This is a genomic window from Caballeronia sp. LZ028 (assembly GCF_031451415.1).
Classification (GTDB): Bacteria; Pseudomonadota; Gammaproteobacteria; order Burkholderiales; family Burkholderiaceae; genus Caballeronia; species Caballeronia zhejiangensis.
Window position 1 is genome coordinate 544,906 of sequence record NZ_JARUXN010000001.1, and the last position, 20,254, is coordinate 565,159.

At 63.6% G+C, this 20,254-nt stretch carries 21 protein-coding genes; 7 read left to right on the forward strand and 14 right to left on the reverse strand.

The features are described 5' to 3' along the window. Window positions 1-13: 13 nt before the first annotated feature. Window positions 14-643 carry a lipoprotein insertase outer membrane protein LolB gene (gene lolB, locus QCE58_RS02640; RefSeq protein ID WP_250480247.1) on the reverse strand — a complete coding sequence of 210 codons (630 nt, stop codon included), beginning with the start codon at window positions 641-643 and terminating at the stop codon, window positions 14-16. After that, window positions 640-2,499 (reverse strand): tetratricopeptide repeat protein, encoded by a 1,860-nt coding sequence (locus QCE58_RS02645; protein ID WP_008351697.1) that lies wholly within the window; start codon window positions 2,497-2,499, stop codon window positions 640-642. The genes lolB and QCE58_RS02645 overlap by 4 nt, the downstream gene beginning before the upstream one ends. An 85-nt stretch (window positions 2,500-2,584) precedes the next feature. On the opposite strand from QCE58_RS02645, the gene mutM reads away from it, so the two are divergent. After that, window positions 2,585-3,415 carry a bifunctional DNA-formamidopyrimidine glycosylase/DNA-(apurinic or apyrimidinic site) lyase gene (mutM, locus tag QCE58_RS02650; protein ID WP_250456616.1) on the forward strand — a complete coding sequence of 277 codons (831 nt, stop codon included), beginning with the start codon at window positions 2,585-2,587 and terminating at the stop codon, window positions 3,413-3,415. 6 nt (window positions 3,416-3,421) lie between these two features. Further along, entirely contained in the window at window positions 3,422-4,483 is a 1,062-nt protein-coding gene (mutY, locus tag QCE58_RS02655) for an A/G-specific adenine glycosylase (RefSeq protein WP_250520909.1), read from the forward strand. Here mutY and QCE58_RS02660 read toward each other — a convergent pair. The 11 genes from QCE58_RS02660 to kdsD form a co-directional block, all read right to left on the reverse strand. Then, window positions 4,480-5,112: an LON peptidase substrate-binding domain-containing protein gene (locus tag QCE58_RS02660; protein ID WP_008351694.1), complete on the reverse strand. Its 633-nt coding sequence runs from the start codon at window positions 5,110-5,112 to the stop codon at window positions 4,480-4,482. The two genes, mutY and QCE58_RS02660, sit on opposite strands and share 4 nt — an antisense overlap. 56 nt (window positions 5,113-5,168) lie before the next feature. Beyond that, window positions 5,169-6,041, reverse strand: coding sequence for an RNase adapter RapZ (gene rapZ / locus QCE58_RS02665; protein ID WP_008351693.1), 873 nt, complete (start codon window positions 6,039-6,041; stop codon window positions 5,169-5,171). 63 nt (window positions 6,042-6,104) lie between these two features. After that, window positions 6,105-7,073, reverse strand: coding sequence for an HPr(Ser) kinase/phosphatase (gene hprK / locus QCE58_RS02670; RefSeq protein WP_008351692.1), 969 nt, complete (start codon window positions 7,071-7,073; stop codon window positions 6,105-6,107). A 174-nt stretch (window positions 7,074-7,247) separates the two neighbouring features. Beyond that, on the reverse strand, window positions 7,248-7,703 hold the full coding sequence (gene ptsN, locus QCE58_RS02675; protein ID WP_008351691.1) for a PTS IIA-like nitrogen regulatory protein PtsN: 456 nt from the start codon (window positions 7,701-7,703) through the stop codon (window positions 7,248-7,250). Window positions 7,704-8,117: 414 nt separating this feature from the next. Beyond that, window positions 8,118-8,477: a ribosome hibernation-promoting factor, HPF/YfiA family gene (gene hpf, locus QCE58_RS02680; RefSeq protein WP_008351690.1), complete on the reverse strand. Its 360-nt coding sequence runs from the start codon at window positions 8,475-8,477 to the stop codon at window positions 8,118-8,120. A 184-nt stretch (window positions 8,478-8,661) separates the two neighbouring features. Then, on the reverse strand, window positions 8,662-10,179 hold the full coding sequence (locus tag QCE58_RS02685) for an RNA polymerase factor sigma-54 (protein WP_034470542.1): 1,518 nt from the start codon (window positions 10,177-10,179) through the stop codon (window positions 8,662-8,664). A gap of 153 nt (window positions 10,180-10,332) precedes the next feature. Beyond that, the gene (gene lptB, locus QCE58_RS02690) at window positions 10,333-11,100 is read right to left on the reverse strand and encodes an LPS export ABC transporter ATP-binding protein (RefSeq protein WP_085955336.1); all 768 of its coding nucleotides are present in this window, start codon (window positions 11,098-11,100) and stop codon (window positions 10,333-10,335) included. Between the two features lie 11 nt (window positions 11,101-11,111). Further along, complete coding sequence (gene lptA, locus QCE58_RS02695) at window positions 11,112-11,798, reverse strand: lipopolysaccharide transport periplasmic protein LptA (protein WP_033536543.1); 687 nt, start codon at window positions 11,796-11,798, stop codon at window positions 11,112-11,114. Between the two features lie 30 nt (window positions 11,799-11,828). Next, the gene (gene lptC, locus QCE58_RS02700) at window positions 11,829-12,431 is read right to left on the reverse strand and encodes an LPS export ABC transporter periplasmic protein LptC (protein ID WP_008351682.1); all 603 of its coding nucleotides are present in this window, start codon (window positions 12,429-12,431) and stop codon (window positions 11,829-11,831) included. Between the two features lie 4 nt (window positions 12,432-12,435). Further along, window positions 12,436-12,975 carry an HAD family hydrolase gene (locus QCE58_RS02705; protein ID WP_175979774.1) on the reverse strand — a complete coding sequence of 180 codons (540 nt, stop codon included), beginning with the start codon at window positions 12,973-12,975 and terminating at the stop codon, window positions 12,436-12,438. Next, window positions 12,975-13,958: an arabinose 5-phosphate isomerase KdsD gene (kdsD, locus tag QCE58_RS02710; protein ID WP_008351678.1), complete on the reverse strand. Its 984-nt coding sequence runs from the start codon at window positions 13,956-13,958 to the stop codon at window positions 12,975-12,977. The genes QCE58_RS02705 and kdsD overlap by 1 nt, the downstream gene beginning before the upstream one ends. Window positions 13,959-14,118: 160 nt before the next feature. Between kdsD and QCE58_RS02715 the strand changes: the two genes are divergently transcribed. Genes QCE58_RS02715 through purU form a run of 5 tightly spaced genes read left to right on the forward strand, consistent with a single transcriptional unit; the run spans window position 14,119 to window position 19,100 of the window. Next, the gene (locus QCE58_RS02715) at window positions 14,119-16,116 is read left to right on the forward strand and encodes a monovalent cation:proton antiporter family protein (RefSeq protein WP_008351676.1); all 1,998 of its coding nucleotides are present in this window, start codon (window positions 14,119-14,121) and stop codon (window positions 16,114-16,116) included. Between the two features lie 60 nt (window positions 16,117-16,176). After that, window positions 16,177-16,743 carry an adenine phosphoribosyltransferase gene (locus QCE58_RS02720; protein ID WP_008351675.1) on the forward strand — a complete coding sequence of 189 codons (567 nt, stop codon included), beginning with the start codon at window positions 16,177-16,179 and terminating at the stop codon, window positions 16,741-16,743. Between the two features lies 1 nt (window position 16,744). Continuing rightward, window positions 16,745-17,359: a LysE family translocator gene (locus QCE58_RS02725; RefSeq protein ID WP_250433608.1), complete on the forward strand. Its 615-nt coding sequence runs from the start codon at window positions 16,745-16,747 to the stop codon at window positions 17,357-17,359. 3 nt (window positions 17,360-17,362) lie between these two features. Next, window positions 17,363-18,208, forward strand: coding sequence for an NUDIX hydrolase family protein (locus tag QCE58_RS02730; RefSeq protein ID WP_250480250.1), 846 nt, complete (start codon window positions 17,363-17,365; stop codon window positions 18,206-18,208). A 22-nt stretch (window positions 18,209-18,230) separates the two neighbouring features. Then, window positions 18,231-19,100, forward strand: coding sequence for a formyltetrahydrofolate deformylase (gene purU / locus QCE58_RS02735; protein ID WP_008351670.1), 870 nt, complete (start codon window positions 18,231-18,233; stop codon window positions 19,098-19,100). Window positions 19,101-19,152: 52 nt separating this feature from the next. Here the strand turns inward: purU and QCE58_RS02740 are convergent, their stop codons facing one another. Next, window positions 19,153-20,244, reverse strand: a complete 1,092-nt coding sequence (locus QCE58_RS02740; RefSeq protein WP_008351668.1) for an AI-2E family transporter — start codon at window positions 20,242-20,244, stop codon at window positions 19,153-19,155. Window positions 20,245-20,254 lie beyond the last annotated feature (10 nt).

The following is a 20,254-nucleotide window of genomic DNA, read 5'->3' on the forward strand; positions in this document are numbered from 1 at the left end:
GAAAGCGGCTGAGTTATTGATCGAGCACGAGCTTGATGTCGAGCGGCGGTTCGCTGCGCGTGAGATTCACGCGCTTCACGCCGGTTGCCGGCGCGTCGGCATAGGCGAGATAGTCGATCGTCCATCCGTCCTGCTTGATTTCTTTCGGACGGCCGTTGTCCGCGCCCGGATCGAGCGTGGTCTGTGCACGCGAGCTAGGCGCGGCCGACGGCTGGAGCCAGTAGCGCAACCCTTCGACCGGCAGCGCGAAGCCGAGCGTGTTCTGCATGAGTTGAGATACGTTGTCGGCGCTGACGGGTTGCCGGTTCGGCAATTCGAGCGTCGCGAGCGAGGGCGATGAAGTCACGATCGCCATCGTCTGGCCGAGGGGATTGCGCAACTGCAGCGTGACGGTGTCGCCCGTCTCCTGCCAGTCGAAATTGCCGTAGGCGTTGCGCGGCGTGCCGTTCTGGTCGTTGTACTGCACGGCGAAGCGTCCGTGATACACGCGGCTCGTCTGCGTCGCGAGCGACGTGGATGCGTTCGTCGTCGTGGGAACGCGCGGTTCCAGCGCGCAACCGGACATTACCAGCGCGGCGGCCGCCGCGATGCCGAGCGCGCCGCGTCGAAGCGATGCGCCGGCGAATGAATCGAATGCGATCAAAGGTCGTTCACCTGAAGTCGTTTCAGCGTTTTGACGAGCGTGTCGTTGTCAGGTTCGAGCTTCTGCGCTTGCCGCCATGTGGCGCGCGCCTGATCCTGCTGCCCTGACTTCCACTGCACCTCGCCCAGATGCGCGCCGATTTCGGCGTTCGGCTGAAGGTTGTAGGCGTTCTTGAGGATCTTCTCCGCCTCGGCCGCATTGCCCTGACGGAAGCGCGCCCAGCCGAGACTATCCATGATGAACGCGTCGTTCGGGGCGAGCGAAACCGCTCGTTCGATCAGCTTCACCGCTTCGTCGAGCCGCTGATTGCGATCGACGAGCGAATAGCCGAGCGCGTTGTACGCTTGCGGGTTGTTCGGCTGCGTCCGCATCAAAGTGCGAAGCTGCGTTTCCATGACGTCGTAGTGACCGTTCTTCTCGGCGGCCATTGCGTAGTCGTACGTCAGATCGGGATCGTCGGGGAACGCGGCGACCGCCTTCGCGAGATTCGCCTCCGCTTCCTTGTAGCGATGCGCCTCGAAAAGAATCGCCGAATCGGTGCGCGCGAGCAGCGCCAGATCGCGCGGATCCGAGCTTTGCAGATTGCCGATCAGCGCGCGTGCATCGTCGACCTTGCCTTGCTTCGCGAGCAGTTGCGCGCGCGTGATCTGCGCAGGCAAATACTGCTGGCTCGTGCGCGGAATCTTGTCGAGCCACTGGCTCGCGGCGTCGTCGTTCTTTTGTTCCAGCGCCAGTTGCGCGAGATAGATATAGGCCTGACCAGGATCCGCGCCCGGCGTGTTTTCCGCCGCCTTCGCGTATTGGTTCAAGAAATCCTGCGCCTTGTCGAACTGCTTTTTCTGGATGTTGATGAGCGCGAGCGCCATCAACGGCGTCAGGTCCTTCGGGTCGTTCTTGCGCATGATCTCGAACTGCTTCTGCGCGTCGTCGAGCCTGTCGGCGGACAGATACAACTGCGCGAGCGCGAGCCGCGCGTCATGCGATTTCGGATTCTTGTCGACGTATTTCTCGAACGACGCGATGCCTTCCTTGCGCTCTTCCGGGCCCATGCGCGCAAGCGTCAGCGCGGCAGGCAGGTAGTCCGGCTTGAGTTGCAACGCCTTTTCGAGCGATGCCTTCGCGCCCGGCGGATCATCCGCGACGAGCTGCTGACGTGCGAGCGCGAGTTGCGCTTCGGGCCGGTTCTGATCGTTTTGCGTCAGGTCCTTGAGCACGTTCAGGCCACCGACACGATTCGGCCCGCGCGCGAGTAAGGTCTGAAGAGAAAGTATGGCGTCGCCGCGCTGGTCCGGCGCCACCTTCGCGAGTTCGCGTTCGAGCGTCGGCTTCGCGTCTTCGGGCTTGCCGCCGACGATTAGCAGCGATGCGCTCAACTGCGCCGCGCGATCGGAATGCGGCGCGAACTGCTGCCAGAGCTGCGCCGACGTGAGCGCGTCGTTCGGGCTTTGCGCGGCGATCGCGATTTCAGTCGCGCGCTGCGCGAAACGCGGATCGTGCGTGTCGCGGGCCAGCGCGAGATAGGTCTGGAATGCGGGCGCGGGCTGGCCGCGCTGCAATGCGACTTCGGCCGCCAGAACCTGGAACACGATCTGGCTCGACATTGTCACATTCGGCAGATCCTGTGTCTCCGCGCCGCTGACGGGCGCGGTCAGCAGATCGGCGGCGTTTTGCGCGTCGGCCTGATCGTCGGCGCTCGGAACGGGCGTGGCGTTCTGCGCCTGGGCGTGCGCGGGCGCGAACGCGAGCGCGGCCATCGCGAGCGCAACGGCGCCGGCGATTCGCGACATTGGCACGGCGAACGAATGCGTCGAACTGGACTGACGCTTCGCAAACAGCTTCATGACGAACGAGTTCATGGAAATCCAGACGATGTTTCAGTCGATTGTAACGCGGTCGCTAAAATACCGGCACAAACGCCAGAGCAAGTCTCTCTCCAGAAAAATGCCCGAACTGCCGGAAGTCGAAGTCACTCGCCGCGGAATCGAACCCTATGTCGCCGGACGGCGCGTCGAGCACGTCGACGTGCGTACGCCCGCGCTGCGCTGGCCCATCCCGAAGCATCTTCCGAAGACGCTCGGCCATCTGAAAATCGACAAAGTAGAGCGGCGCGGGAAGTATCTGCTGTTCGAAACCGTCGAAGGCTGGCTGATCGTCCATCTCGGCATGACCGGCACGCTGCGGGTGCTGCGGCATGTGCCGCAGCCGCCCGAGGCGGCGAAGCACGATCACGTCGATATCGTGTTCGACGATTTCATTCTCCGTTTTCGCGATCCGCGCCGATTCGGTGCGATTCTCTGGCATCCGCGCTCGGACGGCGACGTGCTCGATCATCCGCTGCTCGCGAGCCTCGGCGTCGAGCCGTTTTCGCCGGAGTTTTCGGGCGCGCTGCTGTTCCGCGAGACGCGCGGGCGCAAGGTGTCGGTGAAACAGGCGCTGCTCGCGGGCGGGATCGTGGTGGGCGTCGGCAATATCTATGCGTCGGAGAGCCTCTTTCGCGCGGGCATCCGGCCGACGACCGCCGCCGGGCGCATCTCTCTCGTGCGCTATGACCTGCTCGCGGACGCCGTGCGCGTGACGCTCGCCGCCGCCATCGACAAGGGCGGCAGCACGCTGCGCGATTTCGTCGGCAGCAACGGCGAGTCGGGCTACTTCCAGCTCGACTATTTCGTCTATGATCGCGCGGGCCTGCCGTGCCACGTCTGCGGCACGGCGATCAGGCAAATCGTCCAGGGACAGCGCTCGACGTACTTCTGCCCGCGCTGCCAACGCTAATATCCGATGCTCGCTCTCACCGATTTTTCGTCGCGCCTCATCGCGTGGCAACGCATTCACGGCCGTCACGACCTGCCGTGGCAGAACACGCGCGATGCTTACCGCATCTGGCTGTCGGAGATCATGCTGCAGCAGACGCAGGTTTCCACCGTCATTCCGTACTACGCGCGATTTCTCGAACGCTTTCCGACGGTATCGGCGCTCGCCGATGCGCCCATCGACGACGTCATGGCGCTCTGGGCCGGGCTCGGTTACTACTCGCGCGCGCGCAATCTGCACCGCTGCGCGCAGGCCGTCGCGCACGAGCACGGTGGCGCGTTTCCGCAGACCGTCGACGAACTCGCGCTGCTGCCGGGCATCGGACGATCGACGGCAGCGGCGATCGCGTCGTTCGCGTTCGGCGCACGCGCGACGATCCTCGACGGCAATGTGAAGCGCGTGCTCGCGCGCGTGTTCGGCGTCGAAGGTTTTCCGGGCGAGAAGAAAGTCGAGAAGGCGATGTGGACGCTCGCGGAATCGCTCTTGCCGGAAGCCGCGAACAACAACGATGTGATCGCTTACACGCAAGGCCTGATGGACCTCGGCGCGACGCTGTGCGTGCGCGGCAAGCCGGACTGCGCGCGCTGTCCGTTCGCATCGGATTGCGTGGCGAAGGTCGAAGGGCGTCAGCGCGACTTGCCCGCCGCGCGCCCGAAGAAAGCCGTGCCGACGCGCAAGACATGGATGCTGGTCCTGAGGGACGGCGATTCGATCCTGCTGCAGAAGCGTCCGTCGATCGGAATATGGGGCGGATTGTGGAGCCTGCCCGAAGCGGCGGACGAAGCCGCGCTAGCGCAAGTCGCGCAGCGTCTCGGCGCCGATGAACATCTGCAGCGACTCGCGCCGATGTCGCACGCATTCACGCACTTCAAGCTGGATATCGAGCCGCGGCTCGGCGAGGCGCGCCAGGCGCCGCGCGACTTGATGGACCTCGAAACCGTCTGGGCGTCGCTCGCGAAGATCGACGCCTATGGCGTGCCCGCGCCGGTGCGCAAGCTGCTCGACGCGCTGACAGGCACGCTCCTCTAAAGCAGTTGATGATGCTGCATGTAGTGATGCACGACGTCGATGCGCGCGCCGGCGTCCATCAACTCCATGAGCTTCTGGCGTGCGCGCATCGGGATCGGCAGGATTTCGGCGAGGCGGTTGGAGACCCAGGTGGGATCGTCGTATAGAAAGGGCTCGACGAAGGGCAGATTCTGCGGCTCGCGTTCCTTGATCGTGTCGATGATGCGCTCCAGCACTTCTGCGCACGCGCCGAATTTCGCGAGCGCCTCGGCGCCCTGCAGCGGCTGATCTTCACCCAGCAACTCGGCCGTGCCGACGATCAGATTGCTCGGCTCGACACGATGATCGGTGAGCCGGAAACGATCGGTTCCGCGTGCCTGCACGAGCAGGAGACCGAAGGTATCGACATCGCATTCCGCGATTTCGGCCAGGCAGCCGATGCTTTCCGGCACCGACGGATCGCCCGGCGAGGCGACTTCGTGCCCGCTCTTGAGCAGGCACACGCCGAACGGCGTCTGCTCGCGCAGACACTCGCGCGCCATGTCCAGATAGCGTGCCTCGAATATCTTGAGCGGCAGCAGGCCGCCGGGAAAAAGCACGGTGTGAAGCGGAAACAGCGGCAAGTCGGCCAGAACAGGATTCGCGGACATCGCGTCCCTCCAGGATGGACCGCCGGCGCGGCGATCAGGTTCGCGTGTGGATCGCGCTACCCGGCGGGGATGGGCGCGTCACGATGCCGCACGATCACATTCGCCGTCTCGCAAAAGCGCGCGGCGAGCGCCTCCGCGATGAACACCGAGCGATGCTGGCCGCCCGTGCAGCCGATCGCGACAGTGAGATAGCTGCGGTTGTCGTCGCGAAAACGCGGCAGCCATTTGCCGACGAACGCGCCGATATCGTCGATCATCTCGCCGACCAGCGGCTGCGCGGTGAGGAAATCGATGATCGGTTTGTCGAGGCCCGTGAACGGGCGCAATTCGCGGTCGTAGTACGGATTGGGCAGCGTCCGGACGTCGAAGACGAGATCGGCGTCGAGCGGCACGCCGCGCTTGAAGCCGAACGATTCGAACATCAGCGTGAGGTCGGCGGCGTCGGTTTCGACGAAGCGCTTGACCCACGCGCGCAGAACGTTCGCGCGCAAATTGCTCGTGTCGATCTGATGGCCGTATTCCGCGAGGCCCGCGACCAGTTCGCGCTCGCGTTCGATCGCTTCGGCGAGCGAGTTCAGCACGCCGACATCGGCTTCGCGCATCGGCGGGCCCGACAGCGGATGACGCCGGCGCGTCTCGGAGAAACGCTGGATCAGCGACTGCGTGCTCGCGTTGAGGAACAGCACGCGCAGATCGAAGTCCTTCGAGAGCTTGTCGATGATGGACGGCACTTCATCGAGCGAGAGACTCGAACGCGCGTCGATCGCGACGGCGAGGCGCGTCTGGCCTTCTTTCGCGAGATAGTCGGCGAGTTCGGGCAGAAAGCGCGGCGGCAGGTTGTCGACGCAATAGTAGCCGCCGTCTTCAAGCGCGTTCAGCGCAACGGACTTGCCGGAACCGGAGATGCCGGTGATCAGGATGATACGCATGGGTCTCGGGAAATTCGCTTTTCCTAAGCTTAGCACCTGCGCCCGATTCGTTTCGGCGCGCGCTCAGATCAGCTTGCCGGGAAACTGGCTGTCGGGATCCTGCATCGCAAGGCGTTGGCGATCCATGAAGTCGCGCAAGGTATCGATGCCGCGCAGTTGCAGAATCGTGTTGCGCACCGCGGCCTCGACCAGCACGGCGAGGTTGCGGCCCGCGGCGACCTGAATCGTCACCTTGCTGATCGGCAGGCCGAGCACGTCGACGGTCTGGCTTTCCAGCGGCAGGCGCTGGAATTCGCCGTCCGGCCGGCGCACGAGTTGCACGATCAACTTGAGCTTCATCTTCCGGCGCACGGCGGTTTCACCGAAGATCGTCTTGATGTCGAGCAGTCCGAGGCCGCGCACTTCGAGCAGATTTTGCAGCAGCGGCGGACAGCGGCCTTCGACGAAATCGGGGCCGAGGCGCACGAAATCGACGGCGTCGTCGGCGACGAGTCCGTGGCCGCGGCTGATGAGCTCCAGACCGAGCTCGCTCTTGCCGAGACCGGAGTCGCCGGTGAGCAGCACGCCCATCCCGAGGATGTCGATGAACACGCCGTGCAGCGTCGCGCGCGGCGCGAGAATGCGCGACATGTACGCGCGCAGGCTGTCGATAACGGCCGCCGCCGACATGCGCGTCGTGAAGAGCGGCGTCGACGAGCGCGTGCAGCGCAGAACGAGCTCCGGCGGCGCGCCCACTTCGCCCGCGACGACTAGAAACGGCGGCTCGAGCGCGATCAGCTCGGCCATGTGGCGCGAGCGGTCTTCGTCGGACTGGCGCTGGTAGTAGTTGATCTCGGCGTCGCCGAGCACCTGGATACGGTTCGGGTGAATCAGGTTCAGGTGACCGACGAGGTCGGCGCTCGACGTCGCGTTGGCGACCGTCTCGCTCGAAAAGCCGCGTTCCCAGCCTTCATGCCCGGTGAGCCAGCTGAGCTTAAGAGCGGCGGCGTTGTCGTCGAAAATGCTTTGGGCGTTGATGCTGGACGTATCCATGAGACCGGAACTCCGTTGGAAGCCGGGAGCAGCCTTTGCGTCACGACGAAGCGGGTCGCTTCGATACGCTGCATGGCGCTGCGTTTGACCGATTGTGCCCCAGAAGCCTTGCGTAAGCGAGGCGCGCCCGGCGCCGAGGCGGCACGGACGCGCAACGCTATGTTCGGGTGGCTATTACGGTTGCCATTGCGTGAGCACCTGATAGAGCGCGTCACGATCTTCTTCCTTGTGCAGACGCTCGCGCGCCTCGGTGTCGGAGAGCAGTTGGGCGATCTCCGACAGAATTTCAAGATGCTGCTGCGTCGCCTGTTCGGGCACAAGCAGGAAGATGAGCAGAGAGACCGGCTGGCCGTCGGGGGATTCGAACGCGACGGGTTCGGCGAGACGCACGAAGGCGGCGAGCGGTTGCTTCAGCCCCTTGATGCGGCCGTGCGGAATGGCGACGCCTTCGCCGAGGCCGGTCGAGCCGAGGCGCTCACGCGCGAAGAGATTGTCGGTGACGGTGCTGCGAGCGATGCCGTTCTGGTTCTCGAAAATCAGGCCCGCTTGCTCGAATACGCGTTTCTTGCTGGTAACGGACAGTCCGAGAACCACGTTCTCGATGGGAAGAAATTTGGCTAAACGATTCATGTTGGCAGGCGAAAGCGTGGCCTGATAGCTCCTCATCGTGGCCGCTGTCTGAAAGCGCTCACGGCGATGGTGAAACGGAAAGTGCGCTGGCGGCGTTGCCTGCAGCGTGCCTGTCGTGCGACCCCGAAAATTACCGGACCATTATAGAACAGGGCACTGCCCGATGGTGCGCCGCGCAATGGCACGGTTTTCAATTCAATGTGCAGGACAAAGCCCTGAAAATCAATGGCTTGTATCACCTAGCGGCAGAAATCCAACAAAAAAGCCGCCAGTCGGGGCGGCTTCGGTTCGGTGCATGCGCCGATCCATCGTTTCCGGATATTCGAGGACTCCCTCCAATCAGCCCCGCCGTCCTGTGGCGGCGGGTTTTGCTGTCATCCGGCGATCAGACTTCGTGCATGCCGTGCTTCATGCTCACGGCGACGGCGCTTCCATCTCATGCGACTCGCCGCGGTACTTCACGGACTCATGGGCGTGGCCCTGGATCTTGTCCTTGTGCTTGATGACCTGCCGATCCAGCTTGTCGACCATCAGGTCGATGGCCGCGTACATATCAGCGTCACAACTCTCGATGAAAATGTCCTTGCCCTTCAGGTGCAGATTGATTTCCGCCTTCTGCCTCTTTTCCTTTTCCCTATGATTGTCGACCGAGAGGACCACGTTGCCGTCGATCACTTGATCGAAATGACGGAGCACCCTGTCCAGTTTCGTGATCACATACTCGCGCAACGCAGGCGTCAATTCGAGGTGGTGTCCACTGATCTTCAGATTCATAGTTGCTCTCCAAGCTAATGGCCGCTAGGCCACGTCGGCTCGTCCGATACCGGTCGGCAATGTGTCCCGCCGGCGCGTCATCCTGGCGCGCTTGACAAACGGGGCGCATCGGCCGGCACGTCCGCGCTTTCGCGTTGCGGCCGGTAAACGCCCATCGCAACACGCGATGGACTACAGAGACGGGTCATAGAGACTTGCGCAGATTCACTGCCGGGATCTTGAGGGCTTCGCGGTACTTGGCTACGGTGCGCCGCGCTACCACGAATCCTTGTTCCGCCAGCAGTTCGGCGATGCGGCTGTCTGAAAGAGGAGTTTTGGGGTCTTCCGCTCCTATCAGTTGCTTGATGAGGGCCCGGATCGCCGTTGACGATGCCGCGCCTCCTGTGTCGGTCGAAACGTGCGATCCAAAGAAGTACTTAAATTCAAGCGTCCCGAATGGGGTGAGCATGTACTTGCCTGTGGTCACACGAGAAACCGTCGACTCGTGTAAACCCAGCGTATCAGCAATCTCCCGCAAAACCAAGGGGCGCATGGCGATTTCGCCATGTGCAAAAAAGTTCTTCTGACGCTCGACAATTGCCTGCGCGACACGCAGGATCGTCTCAAACCTCTGCTGAATGTTCTTGATGAGCCAGCGCGCTTCCTGAAGCTGCTGACGCAACGAACCGCTGCCCGGATCGCCGCGATTGTTGCGCAGGATGTTCGCGTACAAATGGTTGATGCGCAGCTTCGGCACGATCTCCGGGTTGAGTTCAGCCGTCCAGCCGCCCGACGTCTTGCGCACGAGAATGTCCGGAACGACGTAGTCTGCTTCGCTCTTGCCATACGCCGCGCCCGGAAACGGCTCCAGCGACTTGATCAGCAAATGTGCGTCCCGGAGGGCGTCGTCGCTTGCCTTCAACTGTTTGCGCAGGCGCGTGAAGTCGCGCGCGGCGAGCAATTCCAGATGATTCGTGACGATCTCGAGCGCCAGCGTGCGCGTCGGCGAGCCATCGAGCCGCAGCAACTGCAGTTTCAAGCATTCCGATGCCGAGCGTCCGCCCACGCCGGGCGGATCGAAACTCTGCAGCAACGCGAGTGCCGCGCTCAGTTCGTCGAGATCGACTTCGAGTTCTTCGGGAAGATCGGTTTGGACTTCGTCGAGCGATGCCGTGAGATACCCGTCCTCGTCCAGCGACTCGATCAGAAACGTGACGAGCGCCCGATCGCGCTGATTCGCCGCGGTCATGCGCAACTGCGCCGTCAGATGGTCGCGCAGCGTCGTGGTCGATTCGTGGATTTGCAGCGGCGGCAGATCGTCGTCGTCGGAAGCGTTGTTAGAACGGCCGTAGTCTTCCAGATTCCATGAACTCGAGTCCTGACCGCTGTCGGAGCCCAGGCCGTTGTACTCGTCGACGCCTTGCGGCTCGCTGTTTTCCGAACGCTCGGAACTGGAACTGCTCGACGTGGAGCCGTTGCTCATCATCGAATCGGGCGGCGCGCTCGATGTGGCCGGCGCCGCGATCAGCGAACCGTCCGCGGCGACGCGCAAAGGGCTCGCAATCCAGTCGTCGTCGTTCTCGAGCAGCGGATTCTGAGCGATGGCCATCGCGACTTCCTGCTGCAGTTCGAGCGTCGACAACTGCAGCAGCCGGATCGACTGCTGAAGTTGCGGGGTCAGCGCAAGATGCTGCGAGAGGCGGAGTTGGAGGCTGGCTTTCATGGCAAAGTTTTAATCATTGTAGAGAGTTTGCCACGCGCGCGAAACCTCGCGGGGATTCCAAAAAAGCGCATGCCGCCCACGGGGGCGGCACGTAAGTTTTGCAACTTTCGCATGATGCGGCGCACTATCAATGCGGCCTTTGCGACGGTGCGCTCACATGCGGAAATGCTCGCCGAGATAGACGCGGCGCACGCTTTCGTTCTCGATGATTTCGCTCGGCGCGCCCGCCGCGAGCACGGTGCCGTCGCTGATGATGTACGCGTGATCGCAAATGCCGAGCGTCTCGCGCACGTTATGGTCGGTAATCAAAACGCCGATGTTGCGCTGCTTCAGAAACTTCACGATTTTCTGGATTTCCAGCACCGCGATAGGATCGACGCCCGCGAAGGGTTCGTCGAGCAGGATGAAGCTCGGGTTGGTCGCGAGCGCCCGCGCGATCTCGACGCGACGGCGCTCTCCGCCCGACAGCGACAGCGCCGGATTCTCGCGAAGATGCGCGATCTGCAACTCGTCGAGCAAGGCTTCGGCGCGCTGTGTTATGGCGTCTTTTGACAGGCGTTTGCCCGACGCATCGGTTTGCAGTTCCAGCACCGCGCGGATGTTCTGCTCGACAGTGAGCTTGCGAAACACCGATGCTTCCTGCGGCAGATACGACAGGCCGAGGTGCGCGCGCTGGTGGATGGGCAGAAGGCTGATCGAGTTGCCGTCGAGATCGATTTCGCCGGCATCGAGCGGCACGAGGCCGACGATCATATAGAACGACGTGGTCTTGCCCGCGCCGTTAGGGCCGAGCAACCCGACCACTTCGCCGCTCTTCACATCGAGCGACACATCCTTCACCACGGTGCGCGAGCCGTAACGCTTCTTCAGATTGCGGACGACGAGCGAACTCGACTCGCCTTCCGGCTTACGGTGGGGCATGGCGGGCGAATTCACTGCTGCGGCGTTCCTTGAATGGTATTCGACGGAGAAAGCGTGGCAGGCGAACCGTTCAGCGGCGCGGCGCCGCCTGAACGCGGCGCGAGCATCGCGCGCACGCGGCCGCTCGGATTGCCGGGTCCGGCCTGGTCCTTGCCCGCGCTTGCCGTGTAGAAGTCCTTCTGGCCGTCATAGGTGATCACGCTGCCGTGCACTTCGTCCTGCACGGTCGTCAGGCCTTGCAGGCGGCGCACGACGGCGCGCGTCGTGAGCTTCGTGAAGTCGTTCTTGCCGTCGTAATCGATTCGCACCGCGTTGCCGTCGATGTACTCGTTCAGACCGTCACGCTTCTGACGGAAATACGAGAGATTGTTGCCGGTAGACGTGCCGGTGGCGTACTGATAACCCTGCGGGTCTTGCGTCACCTCGACGCGGTCGGCCTTGATCACGATCGTGCCTTTCGTCGCGACTACGTGACCGGTGAAGATGTTCTTCTGATTGAGATCGTCGTACGACATGTTGTCCGCTTCGATGTTGAGCGGTTTGTCGCGGTCGGCCTTTTCGGCGTGCGCCGGCAGCGCGGCCAGCGCGACCGCGATGGTCAGGGCGGCAGCGAGCCCGGCCCGCACGGCGTGCGTGGCACGGCGCGCGAGCATTGCGCGCGCAGGGCCGCCATCGGGACGAGGGAACCTTTCGTTCATGCAGTCACAATTCGGATGGGAGTGCCGGGATTACTTGGACGAACCGCCGTTGATATCCGTGGCTGCGATCGCGCCGCGCACGTTACCGAACAGCTTCATCACCCGGGTCACGTTGTTGTAGTTCATGCCAGAGGCCGTCATCACCGACGGGCCGCGCTGAAGTCTAACCGGTTTTTCCGTTTCGATGACATCGTCGTTCACCAGCACGCGAAAATGCTGGGAATCCGCCTGCATCTGCGGATCTCCGTAACCGGCCGCGCGCACGATGCGCGCGTCGTCGTAGAGATCGACGATCGAGACGTCGCCATTGACCGTGCCGCGCTGGGCCGTCGCCGTGACGGTCGGCTTCATCGGCTGGAACATTCGCATCGCGGGCAGCGTGAGCTCGCTGATCTCGTCGTCTTCGTAATGCACCATCGACTTCGCCGTCAGACGATATTGCGTCGTGCCGGTGGCGTCGAGCTCGGAAACCGAAAAGTTGTTGGCGAAGTAGTCGGGCGTGTGGCGCTTCTCGGGCGCGGGCGCCTGCTGTGCTGGAGGCAGCGTGGCCTGCAGCAGCCAGTAGGTGATGCCGGCCAGCGCCGCCACCGCGAGAAGCGGCAGGAGCGAGGCGAGCTTTCCGGGGCGCGGCATGGCCTCAGCCTCCGAGCGCTGCGGCGAGCAGTTCGTCGTAGCGATGTTGCGCGCGCAGGATCGCGTCGCAGACTTCGCGCACGGCGCCGTGGCCGCCGCGCGCTTCCGCGACCCAGTGCACGCGCTGAGTTACTTCGGGATGCGCGTTCGCGGGCGCGGCCGCAAAGCCGCAGCGGCGCATCACCGCGAGATCCGGCCAGTCGTCGCCCATGTAGCCGCATTCGTCGGCCGGGATGCCGGTGGCTTCGAGAAGTTCGGCGAGCGCGACGGTTTTATCGCCGACGCCCTGATAGAGATGCGTGATGCCCAGCTCGCGCGCGCGCGCCGCGACGATGCCCGATTGCCGTCCCGTGATGATCGCCGTCTGCACGCCGACCGACTGCAGCATCTTCACGCCGTGGCCGTCGAGCGAATTGAACGACTTCATCGCGTCGCCTTCGGCGGTGAAATAGAGACTGCCGTCGGTGAAAACGCCGTCGACGTCGAACACCATCAGCTTCAGACGGCTCGCGCGTTCGGCGGCGGTGAGAGGCTTCTGCGCCATCAAATTACCTTCTTGGAGAAGAGGTCGTGCATGTTCAGTGCGCCGATCAGCGTCGCATCGGCGTCCACGACCAGCATCTGATTGATGCGAAAGCGCTCCATCAGTTCCACGGCTTCGACCGCGAGATGATCCGGCGCAATCGTGCGCGGATTACGGGTCATGACATCGGCGAGTTTCAACGCGCGGAAATCGCCGTCGCGCTGCAGGATGCGGCGCAGGTCGCCATCGGTGAAAATGCCGTGGACGTGACGATTTTCGTCGATGACCGCGGTCATGCCCATGCGCTTGTCGGTGATCTGGAAGAGCGCGTCCGCAACGGTTGCGTCGAGCGAAACGACCGGCACTTCGTCGCCTACGCGCATCACGTCGCGCACATAGGTGAGCAGGCGCCGCCCGAGCGCGCCGCCCGGATGCGAGCGCGCGAAGTCGTCGGGACCGAAGCCGCGCGCGTCGAGCACGGCGACGGCGAGCGCATCGCCGAGCGCCATGGCGGCGGTCGTGCTGGCCGTCGGCGCGAGATTCATCGGACACGCTTCCTTTTCGACGCGTGCATTCAGATGCATGTCCGCCAGTTGCGCGAGACTCGATTCGGGACGGCCGGTGATCGCGATCAGCTTTGCCCCAAGCCGCTTGATGAGCGGCAGAATGGCGACGAGCTCCTCGGTTTCGCCCGAGTTCGACAGCGCGATGAAGATGTCGTCGGCGGTGACCATGCCGAGGTCGCCGTGGCTCGCTTCGGCCGGATGCACGAAGAACGCCGGCGTGCCGGTGGAGGCGAGCGTCGCGGCGAACTTGCGCGCGACGTGGCCCGACTTGCCGATGCCCGAGACGACCACGCGGCCGCGGCAGCCGAGCAGCGTTTCGACCGCGTTCGTGAAGTTGTCGTCGAGGAGTTCGGAGAGCCCGCGAACGGCGTCGGCTTCGATCTGAATTACGTTGCGAGCCAGCGCCAGCGCCCGGTCGCCATTGATTTTCGCTATCATGCGCGGAGTATAGCAAAGGCGATTCCGGGCCGCCCCCTACGGAGCCCGGTGCGCCGCCGTCTATCCGCCCCCGCAAGCCCTGTCGTCAGGGGCCTTTTTAAGATGCCGGAGCGCCCGATTCACGCGCCTCGGAACGCTGACGAACGAGGACGCTAGTCGGATGCCGATTTCTCCGCTCGAAATGACGCTGTTGCTGCTGCTCTGCTCCGTGGCAGGCGTCGTCGTATTTCGCTATTTCAACCTGCCGCCGATGCTCGGCTATTTGACGGTCGGCATCATCGTCGGGCCGCACGCGGCGGGCATCGCGCCGGACACCGACCGCGCGCAGCATCTCGCCGAATTTGGCGTCGTGTTCCTGATGTTCTCCATCGGGCTCGAGTTTTCGCTCTCGAAGCTGCGCTCGATGCGGCGCATCGTGTTCGGACTTGGCGCGAGCCAGGTCGGCGCGACCATCGCGCTCGCGATGATCTTCGGCTGGATCGCCAATTTCTGGATCGGCATGTCGTGGCAGGCGAGCTTCGCGCTCGGCGGCGCGATGTCCATGTCCTCGACCGCCATCGTCAGCAAGCTGCTCGCCGAGCGGCTCGAGCTCGAATCCGAGCACGGCCGCAACATCTTCGGCGTGCTGCTGTTTCAGGATCTGGCGGTCGTGCCGCTGCTCATCATCATCGCGGCGTTCGGCAACGGCCAGTCGTCGCAGCTCGCGATGTGGCTCGGCATCGCCGCGGTGAAAATCGTCATCGCGTTGACGGTGCTGCTTTTCATCGGCCAGAAGTTCATGACGCGCTGGTTCGACCTCGTCGCGCGGCGCCGCTCGCAAGAGCTGTTCATGCTGAACCTGCTGCTCGTGACGCTGGGCGCGGCGTTCATCACCGACAAGTTCGGTCTGTCGCTTGCGCTCGGCGCGTTCATCGCGGGCATGCTGATCGCGGAGACGCCGTATCGGCATCAGGTGGAAGAGGACATCAAGCCTTTCCGCGACGTGCTGCTCGGTCTGTTCTTCGTGACGACCGGCATGCTGCTGAATCCGCGCGTGATCTGGGAGCATCCGTTTCTCGTGCTCGGCTTTTTCGTCGTGCCGATCCTGCTCAAGGCGGTGATGATCACCGGTCTCGCGCGCGCCTTCGGTGCGACGCCGGGCGTCGCGATGCGTACGGGCCTCGGTCTCGCGCAGGCGGGCGAGTTCGGCTTCGTGCTGCTGAATCTGATTCTGGATTCGCATCTCGTCGATTCCACGATCCTGCAAGCCATTCTTTCCGCGATGCTGCTCTCGATGCTCGCCGCCCCGTTCATCATCCAGAACGCGGACCGGATCGTGCTGCGGCTCTCGTCGACGGAATGGATGCTGCAATCGCTGCAAATGACGAAAATCGCGACGCAGAGCCTGAAGCAGAGCGGCCACGTCATCATCTGCGGATACGGCCGCGCCGGACAGAACCTTGCGCGCATGCTGGAGCAAGAGGGCATTTCGTATGTCGCGCTCGATCTCGACCCGGATCGCGTGGCGGCGGCAGCCGCGGCGGGCGAATCGGTCGTGTTCGGCGATGCCGGACGGCGCGAATCGCTGCTCGCGGCGGGCCTGCATCGCGCGGCGACGGTCGCGATCACGTACGCGAACACGCCGTCCGCGATGCGCGTGCTGCACAACATCCACGAACTCGCGCCGACTTTGCCGGTGATCGTGCGCACCGTCGACGACGCCGATCTCGAAAAGCTCACCGCGGCGGGCGCGACGGAAGTGATTCCGGAGATCGTCGAGGGCAGCCTGATGCTCGCATCGCACACGCTCGTCCTGATGGGCGTGCCGATGCGCCGCGTCGTGCGGCGCGTGGAGGAAATGCGCGATGCGCGCTACAGCCTGCTGCGCGGCTATTTCCACGGCGCCGACGACGTCGACGACGACGATGGCCACGAGCAGGTCCGGCTACAATCCGTACCCATCGACGCAAATTCCGAAGCCGTCGGGCATTCGCTCGACGATCTCGGACTCGTCGGCAACGGTGTCGAAGTGACCGCGATCCGGCGCCACGGCATCCGGGGCGTCGCACCGGACCCCGAAACCAAGCTGCGCGCGAACGATATCGTCGTGCTGCGCGGCCTGCCCGAAGTGCTGGCGCAAGCCGAGGAACGGCTCTCGCGCAATCGCCGGGCAGCCTAGCTTCCCTCTTTTGTCACCAAGGCGAACGCGCGGCCTCACGGCGCGGACTCCGGAGAAGTCATGTCCATTACCCCCTCGCACGCCCAGCTCGACGCCGCGCGTTTCATCAAGGAGCGCGTGCGCACCGTCGATAACTGGCCGCAGCCCGGCGTGCAGTTCCGCGATATCACGACCATCCTGCAAGACCGCAAGGCGCTGCGCATGCTGATCGACCTGTTCGTGCAGCGCTATATCGACGAAAACGTGAACGTGATCGCCGGCATGGACGCGCGCGGCTTCATCATCGGGCCGATTCTCGCGTACGAGCTGAGCCTCGGTTTCGTGCCGATCCGCAAGAAGGGCAAGCTGCCGTACAAGACGCTCGAACAGTCGTACGAGCTGGAATACGGCCGCGCGACCGTCGAGATTCACGAGGATGCGTGCAAGCCGGGCGACCGCGTCGTGATCGTCGACGATCTCGTCGCGACCGGCGGCACCATGATGGCCGGCAAGATCCTGCTGGAGCGGCTCGGCGCGCAAGTAGTCGAGGCGGCGGCGATCATCGATCTGCCGGATCTCGGCGGCTCGAAACTGCTGCGCGAAAATGGCGTGCCGCTTTATACCGTGTGCGAATTCGCCGGACATTGACATGCCCAACTTTCTGCTCTTTCTCGCGGCTTCCGTCGCGATCACCGTCGCGCCGGGGCCGGACAATCTTCAGGTGCTCGCGCGCGGCATTTCGCAAGGACGGCTCGCGGGCGTGGTCGCGGCGTGCGGGTTCGCATTCGGCGTGATCTTCCATACGACGCTCGCGGCGCTCGGCATTGCGGCACTGCTGCGTTCGTCGCCGATGGCGTTTCAGGCGGTGAAACTGGCGGGCGCGGCGTATCTCGTGTGGATCGGCATCAAGGCGCTGCGCAGCCACGGCCTCGCGACCGCGCACGCGCGCCCGAGCCAGCCGCTTACGACCGTGTTCCGCCAGAGCGTAATCGGCAACATGTTGAATCCGAAAGTGACGCTGTTCTTCATCGTGTTCCTGCCGCAGTTCGTCGATCCGCACGGCGCGCAAAGCGTGATGCTGCAGATGTTCGAACTCGGCGCGCTCTTCATGCTGCAGACGGTCGTCGTGTTTTCGCTTTTCGGCATCGGCGCGGGAATGATCGGCGCGTGGCTGAAGCGCCGTCCGCGCGTGGGCGTGTGGCTCGACCGGCTCGCGGGTGTCACGTTCATCGCGCTCGGCATTCGCGTCGCGCTCAAGGACTGAGAGATGCCGCTCGCTTCGATCGTTGCCGCACGCCGCTTCGACGCCGCCGCGCACCTATCGTTCTTTATCGGCGATGAACGCGTCGGCTGGATTCGCCGATCCGACGTCGACGCGCTGCGCCGCTGGCCGGACGTCTTCGTGATCGACGCCGCTTCGGTTCGCCTGCACGCAGCGCTCGCCGATGTGAACGCGCGCAGCGCCGCGCTTGGCGCGGTCATCGGCGCGCTTTTCGCCGAAGGCAAGATTCCCGGTTGGCGCGACGAAACCTACGCGATCCGCAACGGCTTCGACGCCGCGCCGCTCGCGTTCATCGAGCGTGCGGCGTCGCGCTTCTTCGGCACGATGACCTACGCGGTGCATCTGAACGGCATCGTAAAATACCGGGATAAGGCGCCGCAGTTGTGGATCGCGCGCCGCAGCGACACCAAGGCGACCGATCCCGGCATGCTCGACAACGTCGTCGCGGGCGGCATCGGCTGGGGTTTCGCACTCATGCCGACGCTCGTGAAGGAATGCTGGGAAGAGGCGGGCATGAGCGCCGAACTCGCTTCGACGGCGACGCCCGGCCGCACGTTTCATGTGCTTCAGTCGCTTCCGGAAGGCACGCAGGCCGAGCAGATCTTCGTGTACGACGTCTCCCTGCCGCCCGATTTCGCGCCGCACAATCAGGACGGCGAAGTCGGCGAGCATCGCCTTGCGCGCATCGAGGACGTCGCGCGCTGGATCGAAGAGGGCAAGCTCACCGTCGATGCGAGTCTCGCGACGCTCGATTGCATGCTGCGTCATCAGTGGATCGACGAAGACGCGTGCGAAGGCATCGACGCGCTGTTCGAAGCGCCGCAAATTTGAAAGAACCGAACGAGGAAAGGTCATGTCGACCGAACATAGTTTTTATCTGAAGTTGTCGTGCCCGGACCGGCCGGGAATCGTGCATGCCGTGTCGGGCTTCCTGTTCAATCTCGGCGCCAATATCCTCGATTCCGCGCAGTTCGGCGACAGCCGCACCGGCGAGTTCTTCATGCGCGTGCATTTCCAGCAAGTCGGCGGCGATCCGGGCCTCGACGCGCTGCGCAAGTCGTTCAGCGATCTCGCCGATGAATTCGGCATGCGCTGGGAACTGCACGACGCATCGGTCAAGCCGCGCGTCGTCATCATGGTGTCGAAGATTGGCCATTGCCTGAACGATCTGCTGTTCCGCTATCGCACCGGGCAATTGCAGATCGAGATTCCGGCGATCATCTCGAATCACAAGGATTTTTATCAGCTCGCGGCGAGCTATGACATCCCGTTCCATCATCTTCCGCTGCTCAACGCGACGTCCGAAGCGAAGGCCGCGCAGGAAGCGCGCGTGATGGAAATCGTCGATCAGCACGACACCGATCTCGTCGTGCTCGCGCGCTACATGCAGATTCTGTCGCCGGATTTGTGCGCGAAGCTGTCGGGACGCGCGATCAACATTCATCACTCGTTCCTGCCGAGCTTCAAGGGCGCGAAGCCGTACTATCAGGCGTTCGATCGCGGCGTGAAGCTGATCGGCGCGACCGCGCACTACGTCACGTCCGATCTCGACGAAGGCCCGATCATCGAGCAGGAAGTGGAGCGCGTCGATCACAACATGACGCCGGATCAACTGACGGCGATCGGCCGCGACGTCGAATGCGTGACGCTCGCGCGCGCGGTGAAGTGGCATGCCGAGCATCGCATTCTGCTCAACGGACACAAGACGGTCGTGTTCCGCTAAATCGCGCTTTCGGAAAGACAAAGCCCGCCGGTTCAGGCGGGCTTTTTTACGCTCAGACGAGCCGCAGATAAATCAGCTCGCGCTTGATATATCCGTAGAAAATCGGCGCGGCGATGACGCCGGGAATGCCGAACGCGGCTTCCATTGCGAGCATCGCGAGTAGCAGTTCCCACGCGCGCGCCTCGATCTGCCCGCCGATGATGCGCGCGTTCAGGAAGTATTCGAGCTTGTGGATCAGGATCAGGAACGCGAGCGACGCGACCGCCGTGCCGAACGACACCGACAGCGAAATGCCGACGATGATCGTGTTCGAAATGAGATTGCCGATAACCGGCAGCAGTCCGACGATGAACGTGACGAGCACGAGCGTTTTCGAAAGCGGCAGCCGTTCGTGAAAGAGCGGCAGTGCGACGAGAAGATAGAGCGCGGTGAAGACTGCGTTGATCGCTGAAATCTTGATTTGCGCGAACACGATGCGGCGGAAGGCATCGGAGAAGCGCGACACGCGCGCGACGAGCGCGGTGGAAAGCGGCAGCCGATGGTGCGTCGCCCGCGGCGCGCTCACCGCGATAATCGCGCCGACGATCATGCCGATTACGATATGACCGAAGCCGCGCGCCATCTCCTTGCCGCCTTGCTGGAGCATCTCGGCGTGCTTGTGCATCAGCTCGGTGGCTTTGTCCTTCATCTGCACGGTGTCCACGGGCAGGTAATTCGCGAGCCAGTCGGGCACGGACAGCCGCGCGCTCGACGTGATGCTCATCAGCTGATCGAGCAATTTCTGGACGCTCGGGAAGTCGCGCTCGAAATGTTCGATGGTGGCGATGGTCGCGCCCGTCAGCCCGCCGACGATGATCGCCGAAATCAGCCCGACCGCGATGAGACGCGCGCCCCGGCTGACCACATGCCGCTCGATCAGCGGCGCGATCATGTGCGTAAGCTGAAAAACCAGCATGCCGGCGAGCAGGCCGCCGAGCAATTGCAGCCTGAGCGTGAGATACAGCGCCAGCAGCGCAAGGACGTAGCTGCCGATCTCCACCGCCGACAGCTTCGGCAAGCTCATGTCGCTCGTCAGCCTGACGTGGCGCGTGGGCAGGTCCCGTACACGCGCTTCCTCGTTGGCCGCTTCGTTGCGCTTCGCCATGACTGCGTTC